The following is a 22,312-nucleotide window of genomic DNA, read 5'->3' on the forward strand; positions in this document are numbered from 1 at the left end:
TCGAACCGTCGCCTTCATCCGACGCCGAAATCGGTTTCTTACCGGACTCCGAGCTGCCCGATGGATCGTGCGGGCGCGAACCGTCGGCCGCGCGCGCGGCCGGAATCGGCTTCGCACCCGACTCCACGCCCGCCGAAGGATCGTTCAGCGAACCATCACCCTCACCCAAGACCGGAACCGGCTTCAGACCCGACTCCGCACCCTCCGAAGGATCGCTCAGCGAACCATCACCCTCACCCGGAACCGGCTTCGCACCCGACTCAGAGGTCCCCGAAGGATCGCGCGGCAACGAACCCTCGCCCTCACCCGAGGTCGGAATCGGCTCGGCGCCGGACGCAGGACTGTCCGATGGGTCGCGCGGCGGTCCGGATGGCGGTGCGGTGGGCTCGGGACCGTCCTCTTCGGGCCCCTCATCCGACTGCCGAAGTTCCTCGAGCCGACGCCCCAACTCATCGAGGTGATCCATCAACTCCTGATGCCTGGCCTCGCCCTCCTCATCGTGACGCCGGAACGCCTCCTCCGCCGCCGCCGACTCACGCGCCAGCGCCGCATCGATCCTCGACTCCGGTTCCGCCGAATGCGGCTCCGGGGCACGCTCTTCCAGATCGGCGAACCGTTGCTCGAGTCGACGTGCCAACTCGTCCAGGTGATCCATCAACTCCTGATGCCTGGCTTCACCTTCCTCATCGTGACGCCGGAACGCCTCCTCCGCCGCCGCCGACTCACGCGCCAACGCCGCATCGATCCGCCCCGGATCATGGTCCGGCACAGCCTCTTCGCGCGGGTCCGGTTGGCCGGAACCTTCCTCCAGCCGACGAGCCAACTCGTCGAGATGATCCATCAACTGCTGATGCTTGACCTCGCGCTCCTCATCGCGACGCCGGAACTCTTCCTCGGCGGCCTCGGATTCGCGTCGCAGCGCCTCGTCGATCCTGGTCCGCGGATCGGTCGGACTGCCGGGCGGCGTCTCCTCGCCGCCACGCATCTGGGCGACCCACTCGTCGAGTTCCGCGTGCATCCGCGCATTCCACTCGGCCTGCTCGGCATCCATGCGCCGTTTCCACTCGGACCGAGTATCCGGAGTCTCGGCCGAATCCGGTTGCGACGCAGGGTCTTCGCCACCTGTGGTACGACGCGCGGCGGCCCCACCGTCCGCTGCCCCAACCGGTTTCGGCGGCTGACCGGATCCGGGCTCGGAACCACCCGTCCGCGGTGCGGTAGCAGACCGACCGTCACCCGATCCGCCCAACTTCGGCGCTTCGCCAGATCCCGCCGAACCATCCGCCCGCAGCGGCGTCACCACGGACCCGCCATCATCCGATTCGCCCACGGACCCGAGCTCGCGACCACCCGGCGGCTTGGCGGCGGATCCACCATCGTCCGATCCACCGGTCCTCGGCGCCTCGGCAGATCCCACCGGACCACCCGACCCCGGCGGCGTCGCAGCAGCCCCACCGTCATCCGATCCCGCCTTCGGCGATCCATCGGCCCCGGGCTGGGAACCACTCGGTGGCGTGGCACCCGACCCACCATCGTCAGGCCCACCCAACTTCGGCGCGCCGCCGACTCCAGGATCGGAACCACCCGACGTCAACTCCTCCGGTGCCGACGAGTACTCGTCATACAGGGCGGCCAGCGCCCGGATCTGCTCGGCCCGCGCCCGGATCTCGGCACGGATGCGGGCGAGTTCCGTGGTCAGTTCGGCCGGGCTCAGCCCCTCGTGCTTCTCGATCTTGCCGTCGCGGTATGCCTCGTAGACCTTGCGGAAGGTCGCATCGTCCGCGCCCGCGATATCGACACCGACGAGCCGAGCCCAATCGCGACTGGGCTCCGGCCGCCCGTGCCGGTTGGAACTTTCCCCGCCCGGCGTGAAATGACCGTCGCGGCCCGGATGCTCGGCGAGCACCCGCCCGAAATCGAGCGCATTCCCGGATTGCATTGCCTCGGCGATGATTTCGCGCAATGCCCGCACCGCACCCAATTCATGGATCGGCGGCTCGCCCGCGGCCCGCGGATCGGCGCTGAGATCACCGCGCGGCACCTCCGAATACGGATCGATATCGATCAGCGCCCGCAGGTATTCGGTGAGCGCACCGACCACCTGATCGTGCTTGCCCTCGGCTTCGAGCCCGGCAATGACCTTGCGCAGCTTCGCCGGATCCAGACCGTTCGCATCCAACGAGCGCTTGACCTCGCCGTCGTCGGCCACCTTGACCTTGGTCGGCTGCAGCGGATCCGAATCCACCAGTCCGAGCCGGGAAGCCAATCGATCGCGGGCGGCATTGACCGCGTCGAGGTCGATTTCGCGCAGCCGCTTGGCATAGTCGGCCAGATCCTTGAATTGCTGATCGCGCCGAGCATTTCGCCACGACTCATCGGCGAGCGCCGCCCCGGCGCGCTCCGGTGTCAGCTCTGCCTCGGGGATATCGAGCCGGTGCGCGAGTTGGCCGCGCGCATCGCCGATGTCGTTGAAGTTCGAGATCTGGTCCATCGTGCGCGCGAAGTCGGCCAGCGCCTCCACCTGACCGGCCCGCAGCGCATTGCCCAGCTTCAGCTCCGCGATCGTCTCCGTCACCCGATCCGGGTGCAGATCCTCCGGTCCGAGGCCGAGTTCCCTTGCCACATTGACGAGTTCACGGACGATCTCGAGTCGAGTGCGCGGCGGCGCGGCCGTATCGACCGGATCACCGCCGGCCGGCGCGTCGACCGGCGCCTGCACCGCACGCCACTGACCGTCGTTATCGCGCACCATCGTCACGACCAGTTCCCGGCCATCGATGGTCTCCCGATGGTGATATACCTCGGGCGTTTCCACCGGGTCGAGATGGATCTGCCCCAGCCGATCCTCTCGGGCGGCCCGATAGTCCAGTTCGACCTCACCGCGGTTGAGCGCCTCGGCCAGCGCCGGATCATCGGCGAGCGCCCTGGCCAGTGCGTCGGCACGGTCCAGCGGTCCGTCGATCACCACGAGCCGGTCCGGCGCGCCGTCACCGACCGGCACCAGGGCGACCTGATCGCCATGGACCTCGCCGACGGGCTCGGACGATTCGGCGTGCAGATGCGGTTCGGCAGCCGCGGCGAATTCGACGACCCGGGCGACCCGCGCATCGTGCTCGGCCCAGAGTCGGCGCAGCGTGGTGTCCAGGTTCCTGGGGTTCACATCGTTCAGGTCGAGACCGAACATCTGCGCCCAGGTCGATACCTCATCGCGCAGTTGGTCGCGGCGCAGCGCGTGCTCGAAGAACACCCGAGGGCCCTGGTCGCGGCCGAGCTCCTGGCCCGATCCGATATCGCCCCATTCGCGCAGCGGATCCGAGCCATTGCCGACCGGGGTGTAGTTCTGCAGACCGGGATGTCCGTCGAAGGCGCTGATCAGCTCCTTGAGGAAGCGGCCCATCGGGTTGTCGTCGAAGATGCTGACCCGGTCGGCCAGCGGCACCGGACGGCCCGCGGCATCTTGTACGCCCCAGCGAGTTGTCGGCTGCTGCGCCGCCTCGTCGTCCTCGTCGAAGTAGTAGTCGTCGTCCTCGTCGATCCGAGTGCGGGCGTCGGGATCGTCGAGTTCGCCCACCGGTGGCCGTGGGCCGTCCAGCTCCGGCCCCGAACCGGCCAGATCCGCTCGGACGTAGGGGCGCGTGACCTCCTCGTTGAAGCGGTCGGCCGCCTCGGCGAGTCCGGCGATCGCGGCCGCCTCGCGCATGGCCCGGAATTCCTGCTCCGCGAGTACCCGCTGGATGGTCTCCGGGCTCTCATCGGGCAGATCGAAGCCGAGCCGGTGCGCGGTATCGGTCAGCGATTCGTCCTGCGGCGGCGGGCCGTCGAATTCGGCGCCCGGATCCGGTTGTGCGGGTACGGGTTCCGCTTCCAGCGCCCTGGCTTCGTCGTGGGAGATGAGGTCGAAGTTCTCCAGATCGTCGATAATGCGTTGCCGCTGTTCCGGATCGGCGACGGTCAGGGCCTCCTGGAGAACCGCCTTCGCCTCCTCCGGTGCGATCGCCTCGACCTCGAGCAGTTCGGTGACCGTCTGGCGCACCAGATCCGGGTCGGCGTCGCTCACCCAGAACCGGTATTCCTCGCCGTCGGGTGTGCGCGGCACCATGAAATCGCCTGCCACATCCCGGGTTCGGCCGGAGAGCTTGTTCAGGATCGGCAGATGCTCGCGATTGCGCCACGCCGTCCAGCCCTCCTTCGCGATCCGGGCGAAATTGAGGGCCTGGTCCGAATGCTCCGGCGCGGGTCGGGCCACGACATCGTGCCCCGATGTCTGCGGCGGATGCGGTGTCGGCTGGGCGGGATGGTGTTCGAACAGCTCCGGCGCATGTTCGACGGCATCCTTCAGCGCCGTCTGGCCCTTGCGGTCCTCACCCGATCCCGACGGATACTTGGGGTAATCGCCGACGTAGCCGCGCACGCGCAGCTTCTCCCGAATGCGTTCCCAGGCCCGCCGCAGCGGCGACTTCCGTTCCGGCGGTCCGGACTCCGAGGGGTGCGCCGGTGGACCGCTCTCCTCGGGGGCTTCGACGCGCCAGTGGTCGCCTTCCGGTGTTAGCCGCAGCGGAATCTCGTCGCCGTTGGCATCGATGACCACCCGGCGGGGCGCGTCCGGATCGACGGATCCGCTGTCGGAGTTCGAGTTCCGTGCCGGATCCGCGCCCGGATCGCCCGGCGATCCGACGGGCACCGGTGGCTGGGACGGCGGCTTCTTTCCGCCGCCACCGGCCTCCGCGACGGGATGCTGTTCGACTTCCGCATCGGTCCGACGCGCGACCTCCGCACTCGGCCGCTGCGTCGATTCCCGCTGCGCAGATTCCTGTTGCGCCACTTCACCATCGATGCGCAGTACCCGCGTCTCGCCATGCGATCCGATGCGCAGTTCGCGCACGACAGTGCCCGGCGTCTGTCGCAATTCGGCCAACCGCGGATGTTCGGCCGCCGCCGCGTCCAGCACCCGGATCGGGTCGTCATAGCCCCGGCCGACCACATAGATCCGCGCGGGTTCGCCCGGCACCACACCGACCCGATCGGTCACCGGAATCGCACCCGCGCGCAGGAGCGCATCGCGATGCACCGCCGCCACCAACTCCGCATCGAGCCGCTCGACGCGTGCCTCAGCCGCCGCGATCCGCTCAGGATCCCCGACGAGCCTGGCCTCGTCGCGTTCGCGCACGGCCTGCGCGCTCTCCTCCGCCAGCCGATCCAACTCGTCCTGGCGCCGCTGCGCGGCCGCCCGGTCCTGCGCACCCTCGTCCGGCTCACCGTGCGGGAACTCCGGCGCGTCGAACGAATCATCGTCCGGCCGTGGCCGATCGATCGGACGGCTGCCGGAATCGCGCTGGTCCGACCGGGATCCGAAGGACAGCCGGTCGGTGATCCTGCGCAGCAGGCCCTTCGGGGCACCGTGATCGTTCAGGTCGGCCGAACCGTCGAGCAGGATCTTGCCGATCCGGTCCGCCAGCCGCGCCGAATCGGTATCCGACATGCCCTGGAACTGCCTGGCCAGCACATCCGCGGCGTGATTCTCCCCGCCCGGCGCCGCGACCCGCCAGCCGCCATGGCCATCGGATTGCAGTGTGATCGGGAAACCCCAGGTGCGCGTGTTGACCGCGACCTGGGTGAACTGCGGCCAGCGCCGGGCCCGCACCTCGCCGGTCGGGTCGGCGCCCACCGGCATCGGAATCTGACGGGTCACGAGTCGGCGGGCCACCTCGGCGGGATGCGGCTCCGCTACCGACGGATCGCCCTCGGCATAGTGGCGGGCCACGAAGTCGGGGCGCAGTCGGCCTTCCAGTGCCGCGGACGCGTCGGCGCGGGTGTTGAAGCAGTCCGGACCCAGTTGACGCACCCAGGCGTCGAATCCGAGATCGGTCTGCCCAGCGGCGCGGAAACGCAGGTGGTGCGCCAGCAACTCGCCCGCCATCTCGTCTTCGCTCGGGTGACGATATGGCCCCTCGGCCACCGTATCCGAGATGGATCTGACGTCGTGCAGACCGTCGGAACCCGGCCCCACCTGTAGATATTCGATCCGGTGCGTATCGTCCCAGAGCACGGTGGCGTACTCCGGATGCGTCGCCGCCAGCTCGCGCAGCGCATCCATGTGCTGGCCCTCCGGCGCGACGACCACCAGCCGTCCACGCCCCACCGGCTGGTGGCCCGGGAACTCGGCGACCCGATCGGTCAGGCGCGTACCACCCGGATCCTCGGTGAGTTCGTGATCTAGCGCGCGGCGCACCAGGTCGGCGGCCTCGTTTTCGCCGAGTTGGCGTGTCGGCGCATCAGTATCGGCGGGCCGTCCGGCCGGGTCGGCGGCGTCGGTATCCCACGGCCGATAGTTATCGACATTATCGTCGGCGTGGCGCGCGACATCGAACGCGACCTCGGCCTCCGCCAGCCCGGTCTTGTCGAGATACTTGCGCAGTGCGTCGCGCCCGGCCTCGTAACCCGCCCGTTCCGGCCGGATCGCTGTTGGGTCATTGGCGCGCGCCGCGGCGCGCTCGGCCCGCCGGTGGGCCCGGTCGTAGGCGTCGATGTAGGCGCGTTCAGCCGGACCGACCGGGACGAATCGGCCCGAATCACGCAACAGGCGAAGGGATTCGATTTCGGCCGCGTACTGACGGGCGCGCTGGTCCCGGATCGCCGGCGTGTCGGTGTGCCGCACCGGTGGCGCTTCGCCGTGCTGGAGTGCGATCCCGTGCGCGCTGTCCCACTGCGCGCGATAGAACGCGGCGAGGTCACTGCCGTCGACATGCGGACCCAACTCGAGCAGCCGGTTGCGCACCTCGCGTGCGGCGGCCTGATGGGCGGCGGCATCGATCATGGTGTCCGCGATCGCGCGGTTGTCGCGGTAGGCCCGCTCGGCTTGTTGCCGTGCCTGTTTGAAGGCGTCGTTGTAGGCCTTGGACAGCAAAGTCTCCGGGGCCGCTGCGGCTTCGGTGCCGAATTGCCGCCACCGGTCGAATTCGAAGGCTCTGGCATGCGCCACGGCCTGCCGGTCCAGCATCAAGTTGACGTACTCGTCGCGGCCCAAGGTGAGCCGCTCGAGCGGACCGTGCGGCCCGCCCCGCTGTTCGGCAAGGTAGGCCGCCCGGATTGCCGCATCGGCGTGCGCCAGGGGTGTCGGACCGAGGCCGAGCAGCAGGGTGTTCGAGGCCGGGTCGTAGCCGGTATCGAGGCCACGGTGCTGCCTGCCGTCGTAGAAAGCGGAATCCACGTCGAGACCGAAGCGGATCTGAACCTCGTGCCGCGCAAGGACTTCCATGGCCCAACGCCCGAGGTCGTTGCCGCCGAGGATGCGCTGCATCCGCTTCAGCGCCCCTTCGGTGATCTCGGCCATCGATGCGTCGAGATGTGCTCCGGCGGGTTCGTCCGGCGGTCGCGGCGCGACCATGCTCTCGGCAACCTCCCGGCGGACCGCCGCGGCATTGTCCTCGACCCAGGCGGCCCGCAGATCGACCGATTCCCGGCGCACCCGCACAGCCCCGGAATCGTCGACGCTGACCCGCAGCCGTTCCGCGACGGCCTCGCCGTAGTGGACCGCGCGGTGCAGCTCACTGCCACGATCGCCCGTCGCGCACGATATCGCGCCGTGATCGCCGCGCGCGTCGACCACGAGCACGCGCAGCCGCTCGCCCGGCAGCACGGCGACCCGATCGTGCAGCCAATTGCCGTCGCCCGCACGGACTTCCGCATCGAGGACAGCGCGACCGACGCGTGCGGCGATCTCATCGACGAGTCGGTTGTGCCGCGCCTCCAGCTCGGCGTGCCGCCGGGTCGCCTCGGCGAGCGCGTTCTGCTGGACGGTGCGGCCCGAATCCGGGTCGTAGCGTCGGATCCTGCTCTCCGCCACCGCCTCTCGACCGCGTTCCATGAGCTCGCGATCGGCTCTATTGGTATCGGGATCGAAACCGCCGAAGCGTCGCACGGCGCGCTCCCAATCGCGCGCGGACGCGCGCAGCTCCCTGGTGAGCGCGGCGTGTTCGCGGACCAGGCGGTGCAGTTCCCGTGCCTGCGTCGGCGACGACGGCATATGCTCCGGAACCCCGTCGGCGTGCTGGTGGGCATCCCAGGCGCCGCCGTGGATACCGCGCAGACTCGCGCCCTCGTGCGGATATATCGGCGAGTCGAACATATCGCCGGACAGCAGCGCCTCGATACCCGCTTCCCGACCGAGTCGCCGCAGTTCTTCGGTTCCCAGCGTCGGATCCGCGGCCCGCACGGCGGCGTCATAGGCATCGAGATACTGCTGATGCAGCTCCCGGGTATACGCCGAATCCGCGAGATCGTGCGTCGAACTCGACTCCGGATATCCGGCCGCGCGCAGCTCGCGGCCGAATTCGGCCTGCCTACCCAGCGCCTCGGCCTCGGTACGCAACTGTGCCGCAACATAATCCGAGCGATCGGTGGCGCGAATACCCGCCGGATCCACCGGGACCCGACCGGAAATCACGGCATCGGCGAGCACCGCGGCGTGTACCAGGGCCTCCGCCTGCGCGGGTTGGCTGCGGTCGTGCGTGTCGATGGAGATATCCATGATGCGGCCGTTGAACGAATCCCTGGGGCCGGATTCGCCCGCCTCGCCGAAGCGCACCCCCGCACCCGCCGCACGCAGCGCGGCAGCAGCTTCCCGGCCTACCTCGGTGCGCTCCAGCACTTCCCACACCGGACCACCGGTCAGATCGCGCGGACGAGCTTGCCATGCACCCGTCGAATCGGCCGGGTCATCGGTTCCCGGCCGGAACTCCGGCGAGTTCGAGCCGTCGCCCGGTGCCCCGGGCCGGTGTACCGATTCGGGGGTCTCCGGCCTGCTGAAGTGCGCGACGACCTTCTCGTATTCGCCCGGTCGGCCGCGCATCGCCTCGTGGTCGAAGGTGACCTCGGTAAAGCCGAGTTCGACGGCCAGCTTGCCGGTAAAGGTCTGGCGCGCGGCCTCTTCCGGGGTGAGGAACAGCTCCTGCATACCGGCATTGAAGGTGTCGAGATTGTCCCGGACCCGGTCGTCGGCATTCCATTCGGCACGTACCTCGGTCACCTGATGGCCGAGCACCCGCATCATGTCCCGGAACATCTCGCGCCCGGTCGGGGTGCCGTCGCCGACCCGGACCGTCGCACGCAGCACGCCGTCGGCGTCGACCCGGCCGTGGATGCCGTGCTGGTTATCGCCGCCGTACCGGTTGGTGTAGGCATTCGGGCGGTCGTCGATCTCCGCCTCCTGCCTGCTCGGATCCTCCGGGCGCAGCGCGATATCGTCCGCGCCGTGTTCGGGCGGCGATTCACTCGCGTGCGCGCGGATTTCGGCGAGCCGGGACATGACGGTGTCGTGCCAGGCGCCGCGACCATATTTCTCGAACTCCGGCCGCAGCGCGGCGACGCGTTCGGTGATCGCATCGACGACCGCACGCGGCAGGTGGTGGTCGATGAATTCGATGGTGTCGCCATTGCGGCGCAGGAAGTGTTCGGCGAACGGGCTCAACGCATCTCGGGCCGCGGCGCTGTCTTCGAATCCGCGACTGTGGTCGATGCCGAGCACCTCGCGCTGCGGGCCGATCATCCAGCCGTTGGCATCGCGGTCCGGAATCCGGATCAGGGTGTCCAGCAGACCGAGCGCACGACCGGCGACGGTATCGGCGTAGCCGAGTTCGTGCACGTCGATGAACTGCGGATGCCGCTCGGCCGCAACGCGTCCCGCCAGCTTCTCCATATAGACGACATTGGATTTGGATTTGGGGTGGAACACCTCGGGCACATTCGCGCCGATGGTGCGCCCGAGCAGCGAGGCCAGCCGTTCGGCGACCGCATGACGCGGATTCAGCACGGTCTTGCGGATCAGCTCGGTGCCATTGTTGAACCGGACCAGCTCGACCTTCCTGGCGGAATCGACGGTGCTGCCCTGGCTGAGCACCGTGACCTCGCGCTCGCCGGAATCGATTGCCGCCCGGACGATATCGTCGAACGAACGGATACCGTGCGCGTCATCCCAGGCGTTGCCGTAGAACTCGGCGTGGGTGTCGTTCGAATGTTCGAGACGATGGGCGGCCACCTCGGGCCGGATCGCGTGGAGGCCCGCCTCGTTGGCGATCCGATCCAGTTCGGCCGCCGGAGTTTGCGGATGCTCGTCGTGTGCGCGGGCGCGGGCCTCGTCGTAGGCGTCGGTATAGGTGCGTTCGAGCGGAGTCTCCGCGAGATCGTGTCCGGCCGCCCGAAGTTGCTTTACCGCAACGATTTCCAAGGCGTGTGCCCTGGCTTCCTCATCGAGCATCCGGTCGATGTATTTCTCGCGCGGCAGCCGCATGCGCTCCTGCGCACCGCCCGGCGTCTCACGAGCCTGGGCCAAATCGACGTGGATGGCACCATGCACGAGCGCGGCCATCTGCTCCGCATCGGAAGCGCCGACATCGAGCACGAGAATCCGACGGCTCGGGTAGTAGCGGTCATCGGCGCCGGATTCGTACACGATCTCGACGCCGTGGCGGGTGAGCACCTCATCGGCCCAGCGGCCGGCTTCGGTCTGCACCAACTGTTCCCGGATTCGCGCGGTGCGCTCCCGCGCCGCCTCTCCCGCCCGGTCGAGCGGAGTGAGATCGCTGGTGCGCTCGAATTGGCTCGACGACGGCTCATCGATCGCCTCGACCCGAATGCGGCCGGTCTGGTCGGTATCGACATTCAGATGTTCGCGGATGACGTCCGGTCGCGCCAGCAGGTCCCGGATCTCCGGGTTGTGCCGTGCCTCGGCCAGCACCCGCTGATGATCGTCGGTACCGGAGGCGATGATCAGTCGATCGGGCTCGCCGGGGATATGGACGATGTGCTCATTGAGCATTCGGGCATTGGGGTTGCGCAGGTGCTCGCCAAGCACTTCCGCGAAGGCCGTCCCGGCCAGCTGATCGGCGCGGTGATCGTAGGTCGCCTGGGCGTGCTGGCGCTGGTCCGCGAGATCGGCCAGCCTGCGCAGATCGTGTGCCTCGGTGCGCAGCTGCGCCTGACGCTGCGGCGGGACATCCTGTCCGGCAAGCTCATTCGTGATCCGCTGTAGCCGGTCGGCAATCTGGCGCTGCAGTGGCTCTCGACCGAGCGTCGGATCCAGCTGGAGGGCCGCGGCTCGCTTGGTCAGATCTTCCGAGACCTCACTCAGATGCCGCAGCGCCGCCTCGCGATCGATGGCCGCGGCGCGCATTTCCGCGACCCGCTCGGGCGAGTCGAGTTCGTGCATGCGGGTGCCCGCTGGCGTTTCGGCCATGGCCGCATGCGCGCGATCCCAGGTGCTGCCGTAGAAGTCGGTGTAGTTCTTGCCGTTTCGCCATTCGTGGGTTGCGATCTGTTGGCGCAGGGCGTCGACGCCGACCTCGTGCGCGGCCTGCCGGATCTCGGCCGGGCTCAGTGTCGAATCGCTCGCCGCCAGGTCGGCCGCGGCGCGATCGCGGGCGTCGGTGTAGGTCTGTTCGAGCGGGTGCACCTTGATGTCGTGGCCGAGATCGCGGAATTCCTCGGCCATTTGGAAGCGTCGCCCGGTCGCGGCCGCCTCCTCGTCGACCATGGTCCGGACGAATTCCTCGCGCGACATCGATCTGGGATCGCCCGTTCGGCCCGACACATAGCGTTCGGCGTGCACGGATTCGTGTGCCAGCGTGAGGGCCTGCTGCACATGATCGGCGCCGGAGGTGTACGCGACGGCGCTCAGCTCACGGCGACGGAACTCACCGCCGCGGCCGTCAGCGGCATCGGACTCGAATCTGTCCCGTACCGGCCCGGTATCGAACTCGGCCATGATCTGGCGGCCGATCTCGGTCTGCCGCAGCAGTTCCCGCACCTGATCGGGTTGCGCGTCCAGGGAGCGGCCAATGCGCACCGCGGGATCGTCCGAGTGCTGGGCGCCCGGTTCGGCGCCGAGCGGATGCAGCGGCTTTCCCGCGGCGTCGAACACAATGGCGTAGGTGCCACGGATTTCGCGCGGCACCGTCGGCGGAAATCCCTCGACCCGGCCCGCACCCGGATCGCGCACCACCAGGCCGCCGTTCTCGTGCACGAGTACGTACGCGTGCGCGCCGACTCGATACTGATCAACCGGGGCGTTGTATTCATCGACGATCAATGCCGAGGAACCCTCCGGCATGGAAGCCAATAGCCGCGCGATCTCGCCGTGATCGCCGTACTTGCGCAGCTGCCCACCCGCTGCGTCCTGCACCTCCCCGGCCGACATGCCGTCCATGCCGATCACCCGCTCCGGCAGCCTGATCGACGCACTGCCGGTGAGCGCTTTGATCAACCGCAGCGACAGCTCGGCACACCGACCGCGATTACGCTCCGGAATACGCAGCGGGGCATCATCACTCGCCTGCCGATGCGGAGTATTCGCGCCATCGTGCGGCGCGGTTCTGTCGGCGGGCGCTTCGCCCGTGCGGTGCGCGGGCGTTTCCGGCCCCGCGATGGGCACGAAAGCCACTGCGGGATCGATGGATTCGGCCCGTTCGCGAGCTGCCGCACGGCGTGCCTCGACATCCTCGGCGCGCCGCTGCTCCGCATCCGAACTGTCCGCGCGATGCGTCTTGGACGATTCCGATGCATCGGCATCGTCGCGATGCACCGAACCATGCTCGTCCCCAGCCGAATCCGCCCCACGCCATTCGCCGCCGGGTTCGTGCCGCGCTGCCCCCTCCTCTGCGCGCACCGAACCGTCACCGTCCGGGCGCACCGCTGTACCGTCAGCCCGAGCAACACCCGCACCGTCGAGTCGGCGGCCACCGTCACCCACCGCACGCTCGCCATCCGACCGGACCGGGCTCTCACCATCCAACCGCACGCCGCTCTCGTCCCCCGGGCGAGGCACACGCTCGCCATCGGGCCGCACCGGACTCTCCCCTTCAGGGCGCACCACACCCGCACCGTCGGGACGTGCCGCGCGCTCGCCTTCCGCTCCCACCGGGCTGTCACCCTCTGGACGCTCTGCACCCGCACCGTCAGGCCGCGCAACCCGCTCGCTGTCCGAGTGCACCGGACTCTCACCGTTGGGGTGCGCCGGACTGTCGCCCTCAGGGCGTACCGCAGGCTGACCGTTGGGCCGCGCAGCGGGGTCACTCTCGGGGCGCACAGGAGTCTCGTCCTGAGGGCGAACCGCGCGATCACTGGCGGGTCGCGGGGCACCATCGCCGTCGGGGCGCGTGGCAGGACCGGTTTCGGGGTGGGCTGTGGAATCGGTGGCTGCTCGGGCCGTGACGCCGGTGTCGGCGTGGGCATCGAGGTGGATCGGTGCGGCATCCGCTCGCGGGGCGGCGACGGGTTCGGCGACGTTCGAGTTTGATGCGGATTGCGCTGCGCCCGCACGGTTTTCGGTTGAAGATCGGCTTGCTGCGGGGCGGGCCTCGGAGCTATCGCCGGTACGGAATCGGTCTGCGGCGGTACGGGCGTCCGGGCCGGAGGTTGGGGTCGAACGTTCTCCGGTGCGCGATTCGGCGCTCGACTGTGGACGGGTGGGTTCGCTGCGTTGTGCGTCGGTGCTGGAGGCGGTGCCGGGCTGGCGTATCTCGGCGGTGCTGGAGCGGGGCGTGGATGTCGGTGCGCCGCCGCGGGTGTCGGCTCCGGAGTGGGTCGGGGAGGTCGCGGTGTGGGGTGGGGTGGCACCGGTCTGGGCGGGGCCCGACACTGCTGCGGCAGTACCGGACGCGTTGTCGCTGGAGGCATGCGTTCCGTCGGTCGTCGAAACGGGATGCGCACCTGCGGGAGCCAGGTCGGCTCGCGTTCCGACATCGGCCCGAGCCGACGGGGACTGATTCGCGTCCGGCGACACCGCTCCACCGTGATCGACGGACGCCGTACGCGCGCCCGAACCTCCATTCGACTCACCGGCCATCGAATTCGTCTGCACCGCAGTGTGATCCGATTCGCCTGCGGGACGGACCGTACCATCCCCGGACGCATGCCCACTCGTGGTCGCATCGCCCGCGCCGTGCGTATCCGCGGAGCCGCTATCACCAACTCGCGCTGTCGAACCATCATCACCAGCATGCGCCGTCGAACCATCATCACCAGCACGCGCAGCCGAACCCCCCTCGCCAGCGTGAGCTGTCGAACCCCCGTCACCAGCGTGAGCTGTCGATCCATCGTCACCAGGACGTGCAGTTGAGCCTTCGTCACCAGCACGCGCGGTCGAACCGCCATCTCCAGCGTGAGCGGTCGAACCATCATCACCAGCACGCGCTGTCGAACCATCCCCCGCACGTGCGCTCGAACTATCATCGCCAGCACGCGCCGTCGAACCATCACCGGCGGCCCCCGCCTTCGACATTCCGCCATCATCGCCATGCGCCCGCACCGAATTATCGCCCGCACCATGACTATTGGCCCCGTCCGCACCGGCCGCTCCCGAACCGTCCTCGGCAACATGCGCAGTCGACCCATCTCCGGCCGCAGCCCCGTCACCCGCGGCCCGACCGTTTACCGACTCCCCCGAATGGCCCGCATTCGGCGCACCCTCACCGACCCGGCCGTTCCCCGAGTCACCCGCACCCCCGTGCGCACCCAGATCGGCACCGCCATCACCAGCACCCACCGGACCGGCATCCGGCCGAAACCCGATCCGGGTCAGGCTATCCGGGTTCACCGGCGACCCGCTCGGCCGATACCACTCCGGATGCCGATTCGCATAGAACTGCTCGGCCAGCGCCCGATTCGCACCGGACATCGCGCCATTCGTCGCACCCGCCGTCAACATGCGCAGATCGAACTCGGTGCTCTTCAGACCTTCGACGGCCTTATCCCAGCCGCCCTGTTCACCATCCTTGGCCCAGGTGATGCCGAACTGCGTGGCCACACTTCCGCCGAACCCGGCGAGCGCGCCGACGGTACCCGCCGCCGAGCCCGTGATCAGCCCGCGCAGCCAGGCCTTCATCTCGACCTCGGCCAATCGCTTGCCGAGCATCTCACCCAGCGGACTGGCCACACCAGCACCCACCGCCGAACTGACGCCGGTGACCGCGACCTGCTCCCAGTTGACCTCCTTGCGGTGTCCGGAATTCACCTGATACTGCTGAATACCCCAGTCCTGGACCGTGCCGAGTGCGGTATCGATGGCAATGTGACGGACCAGGAACTCAGCCAGTCGCCGGCCGAGGAATTTGGCGACGATATCGACGATCTTGTCCATTATCCGTTTGGCGATAATCCGAATCGCCACCCGAGTGCCCGCGATCGCCAATGCCTCTTCGGCAGGCGCGGTCGGCGGAAAGATCCATGCGATCGCGATCTCGGCCGCCAACAATGCCAATGAGGTGATCAGCATCAGCTGGCCGTATTCGATCTCGGTACCGACGCCGGTCGCCGAATCGGCCAGCTTCTCGAAGTCCTTGGCCAGATTCTCGAGTGACTGCGGCCCCTCGAGATAGCTGTCGAAATTCTCGAGAATCTTGTCGATGCCGTCGCCGTCCTGATACGCCTTCAGCGACGCCGCTTTCGCATCCCTGATATCGGGCAGGATATCGCGCAATCCGGCCGCGGCCGCGCGCCAGTCGTCGGCCAGGCCCCACATGCCATCCGGATCGCCCGCCGGCCAGTCGGAGCCAGCGACCCACTCCAACCATTTGAGATATCCGGGCAGCTCAGCCATTCGCACTCACCCCTGGATCACCAGCTGGAATCGGTGACCCCGCGGTCCGCGCCCGGCTGTCGAGAAACGAACTCGACATTGCTGAATTCCATCGGGGCGCGGTCATCGGCGGCGAACGCGCGCCGCTCTTCGGCATTCGGCGGCGCGAGCGAAACCGTTGGTGCCTTCGGCATTTCGGCGCTCAGGTCGGGCATGCCCTCGATCAGATCCGAAAGTTTCGGCAGTCGCGCACGGCGATCGTGCAGGGGCGTCATCAGCTCCTGCGCCTTGCGCATCACCTCGGCGGTGGCCTGCTGAGCTGCTTCCGTCACGGCCTTGGCGATCTCGCTGTAGCTCAATTCGTCAATATCGGAAGCGAATTTGGTTTCGATAATGGTGCCGTCGGCGTTCACCGTGACGGTAATCCGTTTGCGCACAGTCGCACTGGCGGTCAGTTCGGCGCGCTGCTGCTGTACCTTCGCGATCGCGCGAAACTGCTGCTGGACCTCATCGAGCACTGCGGCCATCTCGGCCTTGGCGAATTCGTTGGTCATACCCCCGCCCCCGATTACCGAAAGCCGTCGCCGTTGGAGTGGTCCATCCGCCGCAGCTCCTTGGCGGTCTTGGTCTGACCGGTGTAGAAGTTGTCGAAATTCGTTGCGGTGGTCTTGATATTGGCGGTCATATTCGTGCGCGCCACCTTGTAGCCATCTGGCCCGTCGGCGAACTGTCGGCCGAGCTTATCGTTGCCCCAGGGCTCACCGCGTCCGGCGAGCGCCGCGTCCAACGTGCTCAGCACGCCATTGACCCGATCCCGGACCGCGCTGGTCCGCTCCGCGGCCCTCTCGAACAGGTCCGCGTCATGCGTCAACTTGTCCGACATCGCGCCAACTCCTCGAGCTCCTGCGGTCACCCGCGCCATCACCATCGGATCCTCTGATTCGACGATGACAGCGCTGGGCAACTCGTCAGTAGCTCGAAAATGAACGAAAGGTGCCGTGGCAGTTACACACCCGCTCCCGCGTAGACCGATCGCCTCTCATAAACGTCAACAACCGGGACGGATCGGCTCACCTAGGGACACCGCCGCTGGCACCGACACCGTCGCCCGCTACATCGCACCGGGACTCATCCAGGTGGTGTTGTTGGTCGATCACCTGCTGACCACCGTGGCAGTTGGGGCGCACACCGGCGGATCACCAACTGGCGTCGGTAACCCCGCTGCGTTCGGTGCGGTCATGGTCGAAGGCCTCGACATCGGTGAAAGTCATCGTTTCCCGGTCCGATTCGAGGCGTGCCGGGCTGGTCGGAGCCGGTACCGGCTTCGGCATCATGGCAGTCAGATCCGGAATGCCATCGACCAGATCGGACAGCTTCGGCATTTGCGCTCGATGAGCGAGCAAGGGGGCCATCAATTCCCTCGCTTGGCGAGTCGCGTCGGCGGCTGCCTGCTGCGTGGCGTCGACCACCGCGGTTGCGATCTCGGCATAGCTCAGGTCGGTGATCTTCGAGCTGAACTCGACGCTGATGATGATGCCGTCGGCATTCACCGTGGCCGTGATGCGTTTGCCCCGCACGGTGGCTCGGCCGACGATCAGATTGCGTTCGCGCTGCAATCGCGCAATCTCGCCCATCTGCTTTTCGAAATCGTCTATGAGGGCGTACATCTCGGCATTCGAGTGCTCGTTCGTCATATGACCTCGCTCGATTCGAAGATCCGATCACATCGCTGCGGATCCGCGAGCACATCGCGGACGAAACGTCCGAGATCGTTGTCGGCGGGCAGATTCGGATACCGCAGCCTGCACACCACCTCATCGCGGATCGAAACCGTCAGGCGCGCATGGACATCACCACCCTGCCCCATGACCTCGCGATGCCATTCGACCCGCAGCCCCGGTTCATCGGTCGCCAGCACCCGGGTCCCGACCCGCAACATGAGCCTGCCGGTGTCCCGATAGAGCACTACCGGCACACCGCCGAGATGACCGAATACGCCCCCCAATCGAGCGGGCAACTCCGACGCAGCGCCGACTTCGCGCAGCACCCCGGTCACCGTGTCCAGATCGGCAAGTTCCCCATAACCGCTCAGCGACCGCACAAGCACGCCCTGGGCTCTGCCACCGTGTTCGCCACTGTTCGGGGTGATCGGGCCACCGCCCACGCTCCCCACCGCAGTCACGGGCATCGAGCCGACCTCAGGACCACCCATCCCCCGATCAGCGTCAGCCCAATCAGCCCTTAGCAGCATTGTCGCCACTGGCACGGCATATGCCTGCGCGCGAGCAACCATCTCATCCATACCGATAACCTCCAAGGCCGAATCCTCATCTCGCCCACCGCCCTTATCCGGCCCCATTGACAGATTCTGTTCGGGCACAACCAAATTCGCCGATCCCAGCGGCATCCAGCGCGGATGCTCCGGCCGCGGCAGCGCAGGTTCCGACCTGCGCTCCGGCTCTGGTTCAGGCTCGGGCACCGGCTCAGGTCCGGGCTCGGGCTCCGGGTCGGGCGCGTGCTCCGGCTCAGGTTCGGGCTGCGGCTGCGGCTGCGGCTGCGGCTGCGGCTGCGGCTGCGGCTCAGGTTCGGGCTGCGGGTCGGGCTCGGGCTCCGGCTCCGGCTCAGGCTCGGGTTCGGGCTCCGGCCCGGGCTCTGGCTCAGGCTCCGGCTCGGGCTCGGGCTCCGGTTCGGGCTCGGGCTCCGGCTCGGGTTCGGGCTCGGGCTGCGGCTCGGGTTCGGGCTCGGGCTGCGGCTCCGGCTCGGGCTCCGGCTGCGGCTGCGGCTCCGGCTCCGGCTCGGGTTCGGGCTCCGGCTGCGGCTCCGGCTCCGGCTCGGGTTCGGGCTCAGGCTCCGGCTCCGGCTGCGGCTCCGGCTCGGGCTCCGGCTCCGGCTGCGGCTCGGGTTCGGGCTCCGGCTGCGGCTCCGGCTCCGGCTCGGGTTCGGGCTCCGGCTCCGGCTCCGGCTCCGGCTGCGGCTCCGGCTCGGGCTCCGGCTCCGGCTCCGGCTGCGGCTCGGGTTCGGGCTCCGGCTCCGGCTCGGGCTCGGGCTCGGGCTCGGGCTCGGGCTCGGGCTCGGGCTCAGGTTCGGGCTGCGGCTCGGGTTCGGGCTCCGGCTCCGGCTCGGGCTCCGGCTCGGGCTCCGGCTCCGGCTCCGGCTCCGGCTCAGGCTCCGGCTCCGGCTCAGGCTCCGGCTCCGGCTCGGGCTCGGGCTCGGGCTCCGGCTGCGGCTCGGGCTCGGGCTCGGGCTCGGGCTCGGGCTCAGGCTCAGGCTCAGGCTCAGGCTCAGGCTCAGGCTCAGGCTTCGGGTGCGGGTCCTCCCATACGCTGTCGTCCGGAGGCTCCGGTGCGTCGTAGTCTTTGGCGCCGGGTGGGGCGAAATATCTTGGGGTGTAGGGGATACTCGACGTTGTGTCCGGGGGCTCCGATGACTCGGGTTCGTCGGGGTCGCCCTCGGGGCGTGCGGGTGTTGGAGGCTGTCCGCCGTTGGGATCGGTTGTTGGAGGCTGTCCACCGTTGGGATCGGCTGTTGGGGTCTGGGCTTCGGGGATAGCGGACGGTTGCGGGGCCGCGGGGCGTGGGGGTGTACTCGTCGAGTTTCCTTGCGTGGCAGCAGGGTTTTCAGCAGCAGACAACTTGTCGGCCGCCCGCTGCGTTTCGGCCTCGGCGGCGTTGTACTCGTTCGCAGCCTGCTCGAGAGCGTCGATGGCGGCGAGCTTGCGGGGGGCCTCCTCGGTGGTCATGGTCCGATCGCGCAGACGGTTCGCCTCGGCCCGCACCTCGTCTGGAGTCGAGAGGTTGTTCTCATCCAGCGGCAGCTTCTCCCGATACACCGCCGCGACCGCCGCATCGCGCGCGGCCTTCAGCTCCCGCAGCCGCTCGACCTGCGCGGCGTGCTCACGGGTCAACGCCTCCACCTCCGGTGAGACCGCACGTTCGGGCACGAACTGGCGCGGGGAGGGCGACTCGAGATTGGATGTATGGGTCTGGCCGGACGAATCCGTAGCCACGCGAACATAATTGATCTCCGCACCCGGATGAGCCAGGGCGTCGGCAAGTCGAGACTCACCCCGCGCCGCCTCCGCCCGCAATGCCTCGGTCAGCAGCCGATCATGCGGCGCCCCCGCACCCGCCTCGGAACTGCGGCCGACCACGATCACCCGCGGCGGATCGCCATCGACCAACCCGACTCGATCGGAAACTTCCTCCGCACCAAGCGATCTCAGATAGTCGCTGCTCGTCTTCGCCGTGATCTCGTCCGTCTTCGCCAGCATCTGATCCCGAACCTCGTTGTACCGGTTCGCGGCCCGCTCGAGCGCATCGATCGCCGCCAACTTGCCGGGCGCCTCATGGCTGCTCATCGTCCGATCACGCAATTGATCCGCCTCGGCCCGCACCGCCTCCGGAGTCGACAGCTTGCCCTCATCCAGCGGCAGCGTTTCCCGATACACCGCTGCCACCGCCGCATCCCGCGCGGCCCGCAATCCTGGTAACTGCTCGGTCAAGGCCGCGCGATCACGGGCCAACACCGCCACCTCATGCCGCACCGAAGGCGACAACTCATGCGGCACTTGCGAATCCACCTGCCGCAACCGCCGCGGCTCCGAACCCGACTCCCCGTCCGGCCTGCGCGACTGCTCACCCTCCGACCTACGCTGCCCAGTCTCGACCTTCGCCGACTCCCCCTCCGATATCGGCCGCGTGCCGTCAGGCTGCTCCGCCCTCAGCGTCGACTGCACGCCCTCCGGCGTGGGCCGTTCCCCTGACCTCTGTCCCTCGGTGTCCGGCTCAGGCCGCTCCTGCGACTCCGGCCCCGACCGCTCGATCTCCGGCTTGGACTGTCCCGACTCAGATTTCGGGTGTTCCGCCTTGGACTTCGGCTGCTCACCCTCCACTCTCGGCTGCGTCCCATCAGGCTGCCCCCACCCAGATTTCGAGCGCTCGGCCCTGGACCTCGGCTGCTCACCCTCCACTCTCGGCCGCGTCCCATCAGGCTGCCCCGCCTCCGATTTCGGCCGCTGGCTTTCGGGATGAACCCGCTGTTCAGGTCCGGACGGTGCCTCGTGCGGCGCGCTGCCGTCGATGTGGTTCTCGGCCTTGCCGTTTTCGGCTGCCCGCGGAGCCTCTTCCGCCCCCGAACGCGCTTGTACCGGCTGGTGGCTCTCGGGGGCAGTACCCGCTCCTGGCTGTTGTGGGAGGCCCGCACGAGATCCGTTGCCGGTCGGGCGAGGATCTGGAGTATTCGGCCGTTGTTGGCCGGCCTCGGCGCGCGAGCCATCGGGCGCCTTCGACGAACCCGCCAAAGGCGAACGCCCTTCAGTCCCTGACGGTTTCGGCTCGCCGGTGACGACCGAACGGTTTTCCGACACCGGACGGGATTCCGGCCCAGGACCGCCTTCCGCAGCCGGGCGATTCTCCGCCGCACTCTGGGGACCCGCGTTTTCGCTGGATTGGTGCTGCTGCCCCGACTCGCCTCGGGGCGCTTCGGACGAGGGCGCCTGGGACCTGGCCTCCCCCATTGCGTGACCCGGCTCTGCACTGCGCGCGCCGTTCCCCGCTCCGTCGGGCTGAGCGCCTCCGATGGACCTGCCCGCGGGATCGCTCCCACGCGAACCGCCGTTCCCCGGGTCACCGTGTCCTGCACCGGTTTCCGGCGAATGCGTCGCGCTCCCGTCCGCGCCGCGCGGCGGGCCGTATTGTCCGGCTTCCGGCGCTCGATATCCCCCGGCCCCGGTCCCGTTATTCGCGGCCACCGCGGCCTTGCGCATGTCATAGACGTGCTCGGCCCCCCGATTCCCACCCACCAGCACGCCATACGCCGTAGTGCTCGTCAGCACCAACGGGTCGATCTTTCTCGGATCGATCGCACCGTAATTCCAGGTTCTGGGATCCCAGATCTTCGCATTGGGATCATTCAGAATCGAGCCGCTGGCCCAGGCGCCATATCCACCGATCACACCCGCGCCCATGCCGACGGCCGCCCCCTTGGTGATCCCCGTCAGGTAGTTGGTCGGCATAGGAATCTTGTTGGCGAGCTTGCCGAGCGCACCACCGGCGGGTCCGCCGAACGCGCCCGCGACGGCAGCGGTGGCAGCGGTCACCCGCAGCCGCTGCCAATCGAAATCCTTGCGGGTCCCCGCGCCGATCTGCCAACCCTGAATCGCGACATCCTGCCCCGCGCCGAGCAGCGTGCTCAAAACAACGTGCCGGGCAGTGAATTTCAGCATCCAGCGAATGCCGCTGCGGGCCAGAATCTTGCCGATCGTCTCGATCGCCTTCTCGCCGATCACTCGAATGGCGATCCGCTGAGCCGCCATCGCCGCTGCCTCCAACCCCGGCGACAGCGGCGTCGGCGGCGCCCAGACCAGGGCGATCTCGGTGGCCAGCATGGCGAGCGAGGTGTAGATGAGCAGCTTGGTGTACTCGATCTCGGTGCCGAGCGCATCCGCCGAATCAGCCATTGCGGCAAGTACATCGGCGAGATGGTCAATCGATTTGTCACCCACCTGAAGCTCGTGCAAACGCTCCTTCATGGCCTCGATGCCATCGCCCCACGGATAGGCGTCCTCGGTCGCCTTCGCCGCGGCCTTCAGCTCTGGCAGCAGATCACGAATCGCGTCGCTGGCGGCCTTCCAGTCATCGCGGATCGCCCAGATATCGTCTTCGTCACCCTCGGGCCAATACGAACCGGCAACGAACCCGAGCCAGTGCAGCCACGGGGGCAGATAGAGGGACACCGAGGACCCCG

The 22,312-nt window shown here is 68.4% G+C and carries 5 protein-coding genes (1 of these 5 only partly in view); all 5 read right to left on the reverse strand.

The annotated features are described in order from the left end of the window. Positions 1-15,589: the 5' portion of a hypothetical protein gene (locus ABZ293_RS23455; protein ID WP_355183792.1), read on the reverse strand. 12,716 nt of this gene lie to the left of the window's left edge; the window shows 15,589 of its 28,305 coding nt (coding positions 1-15,589); it begins with the start codon at positions 15,587-15,589; its stop codon lies off the left edge, out of view. A gap of 17 nt (positions 15,590-15,606) precedes the next feature. Then, positions 15,607-16,122, reverse strand: coding sequence for a YbaB/EbfC family nucleoid-associated protein (locus ABZ293_RS23460; protein WP_355183794.1), 516 nt, complete (start codon positions 16,120-16,122; stop codon positions 15,607-15,609). 14 nt (positions 16,123-16,136) lie between these two features. Next, complete coding sequence (locus tag ABZ293_RS23465; protein WP_355183796.1) at positions 16,137-16,451, reverse strand: hypothetical protein; 315 nt, start codon at positions 16,449-16,451, stop codon at positions 16,137-16,139. Between the two features lie 313 nt (positions 16,452-16,764). Then, positions 16,765-17,262, reverse strand: coding sequence for a YbaB/EbfC family nucleoid-associated protein (locus ABZ293_RS23470; protein ID WP_355183798.1), 498 nt, complete (start codon positions 17,260-17,262; stop codon positions 16,765-16,767). Beyond that, positions 17,259-22,301 carry a hypothetical protein gene (locus tag ABZ293_RS23475; RefSeq protein ID WP_355183800.1) on the reverse strand — a complete coding sequence of 1,681 codons (5,043 nt, stop codon included), beginning with the start codon at positions 22,299-22,301 and terminating at the stop codon, positions 17,259-17,261. The genes ABZ293_RS23470 and ABZ293_RS23475 overlap by 4 nt, the downstream gene beginning before the upstream one ends. Between the last annotated feature and the right edge of the window lie 11 nt (positions 22,302-22,312).

The sequence above is a fragment of the Nocardia sp. NPDC005998 genome (assembly GCF_040614395.1).
In the GTDB taxonomy this organism is placed as follows: domain Bacteria; phylum Actinomycetota; class Actinomycetes; order Mycobacteriales; family Mycobacteriaceae; genus Nocardia.

Bases quoted from the DNA above. Each gene is read 5' to 3' on its own strand.
- ABZ293_RS23460 (WP_355183794.1), bottom strand. From the start codon at position 16,122: ATGACCAACGAATTCGCCAAGGCCGAGATGGCCGCAGTGCTCGATGAG.
- ABZ293_RS23465 (WP_355183796.1), bottom strand. From the start codon at position 16,451: ATGTCGGACAAGTTGACGCATGACGCGGACCTGTTCGAGAGGGCCGCG.
- ABZ293_RS23470 (WP_355183798.1), bottom strand. From the start codon at position 17,262: ATGACGAACGAGCACTCGAATGCCGAGATGTACGCCCTCATAGACGAT.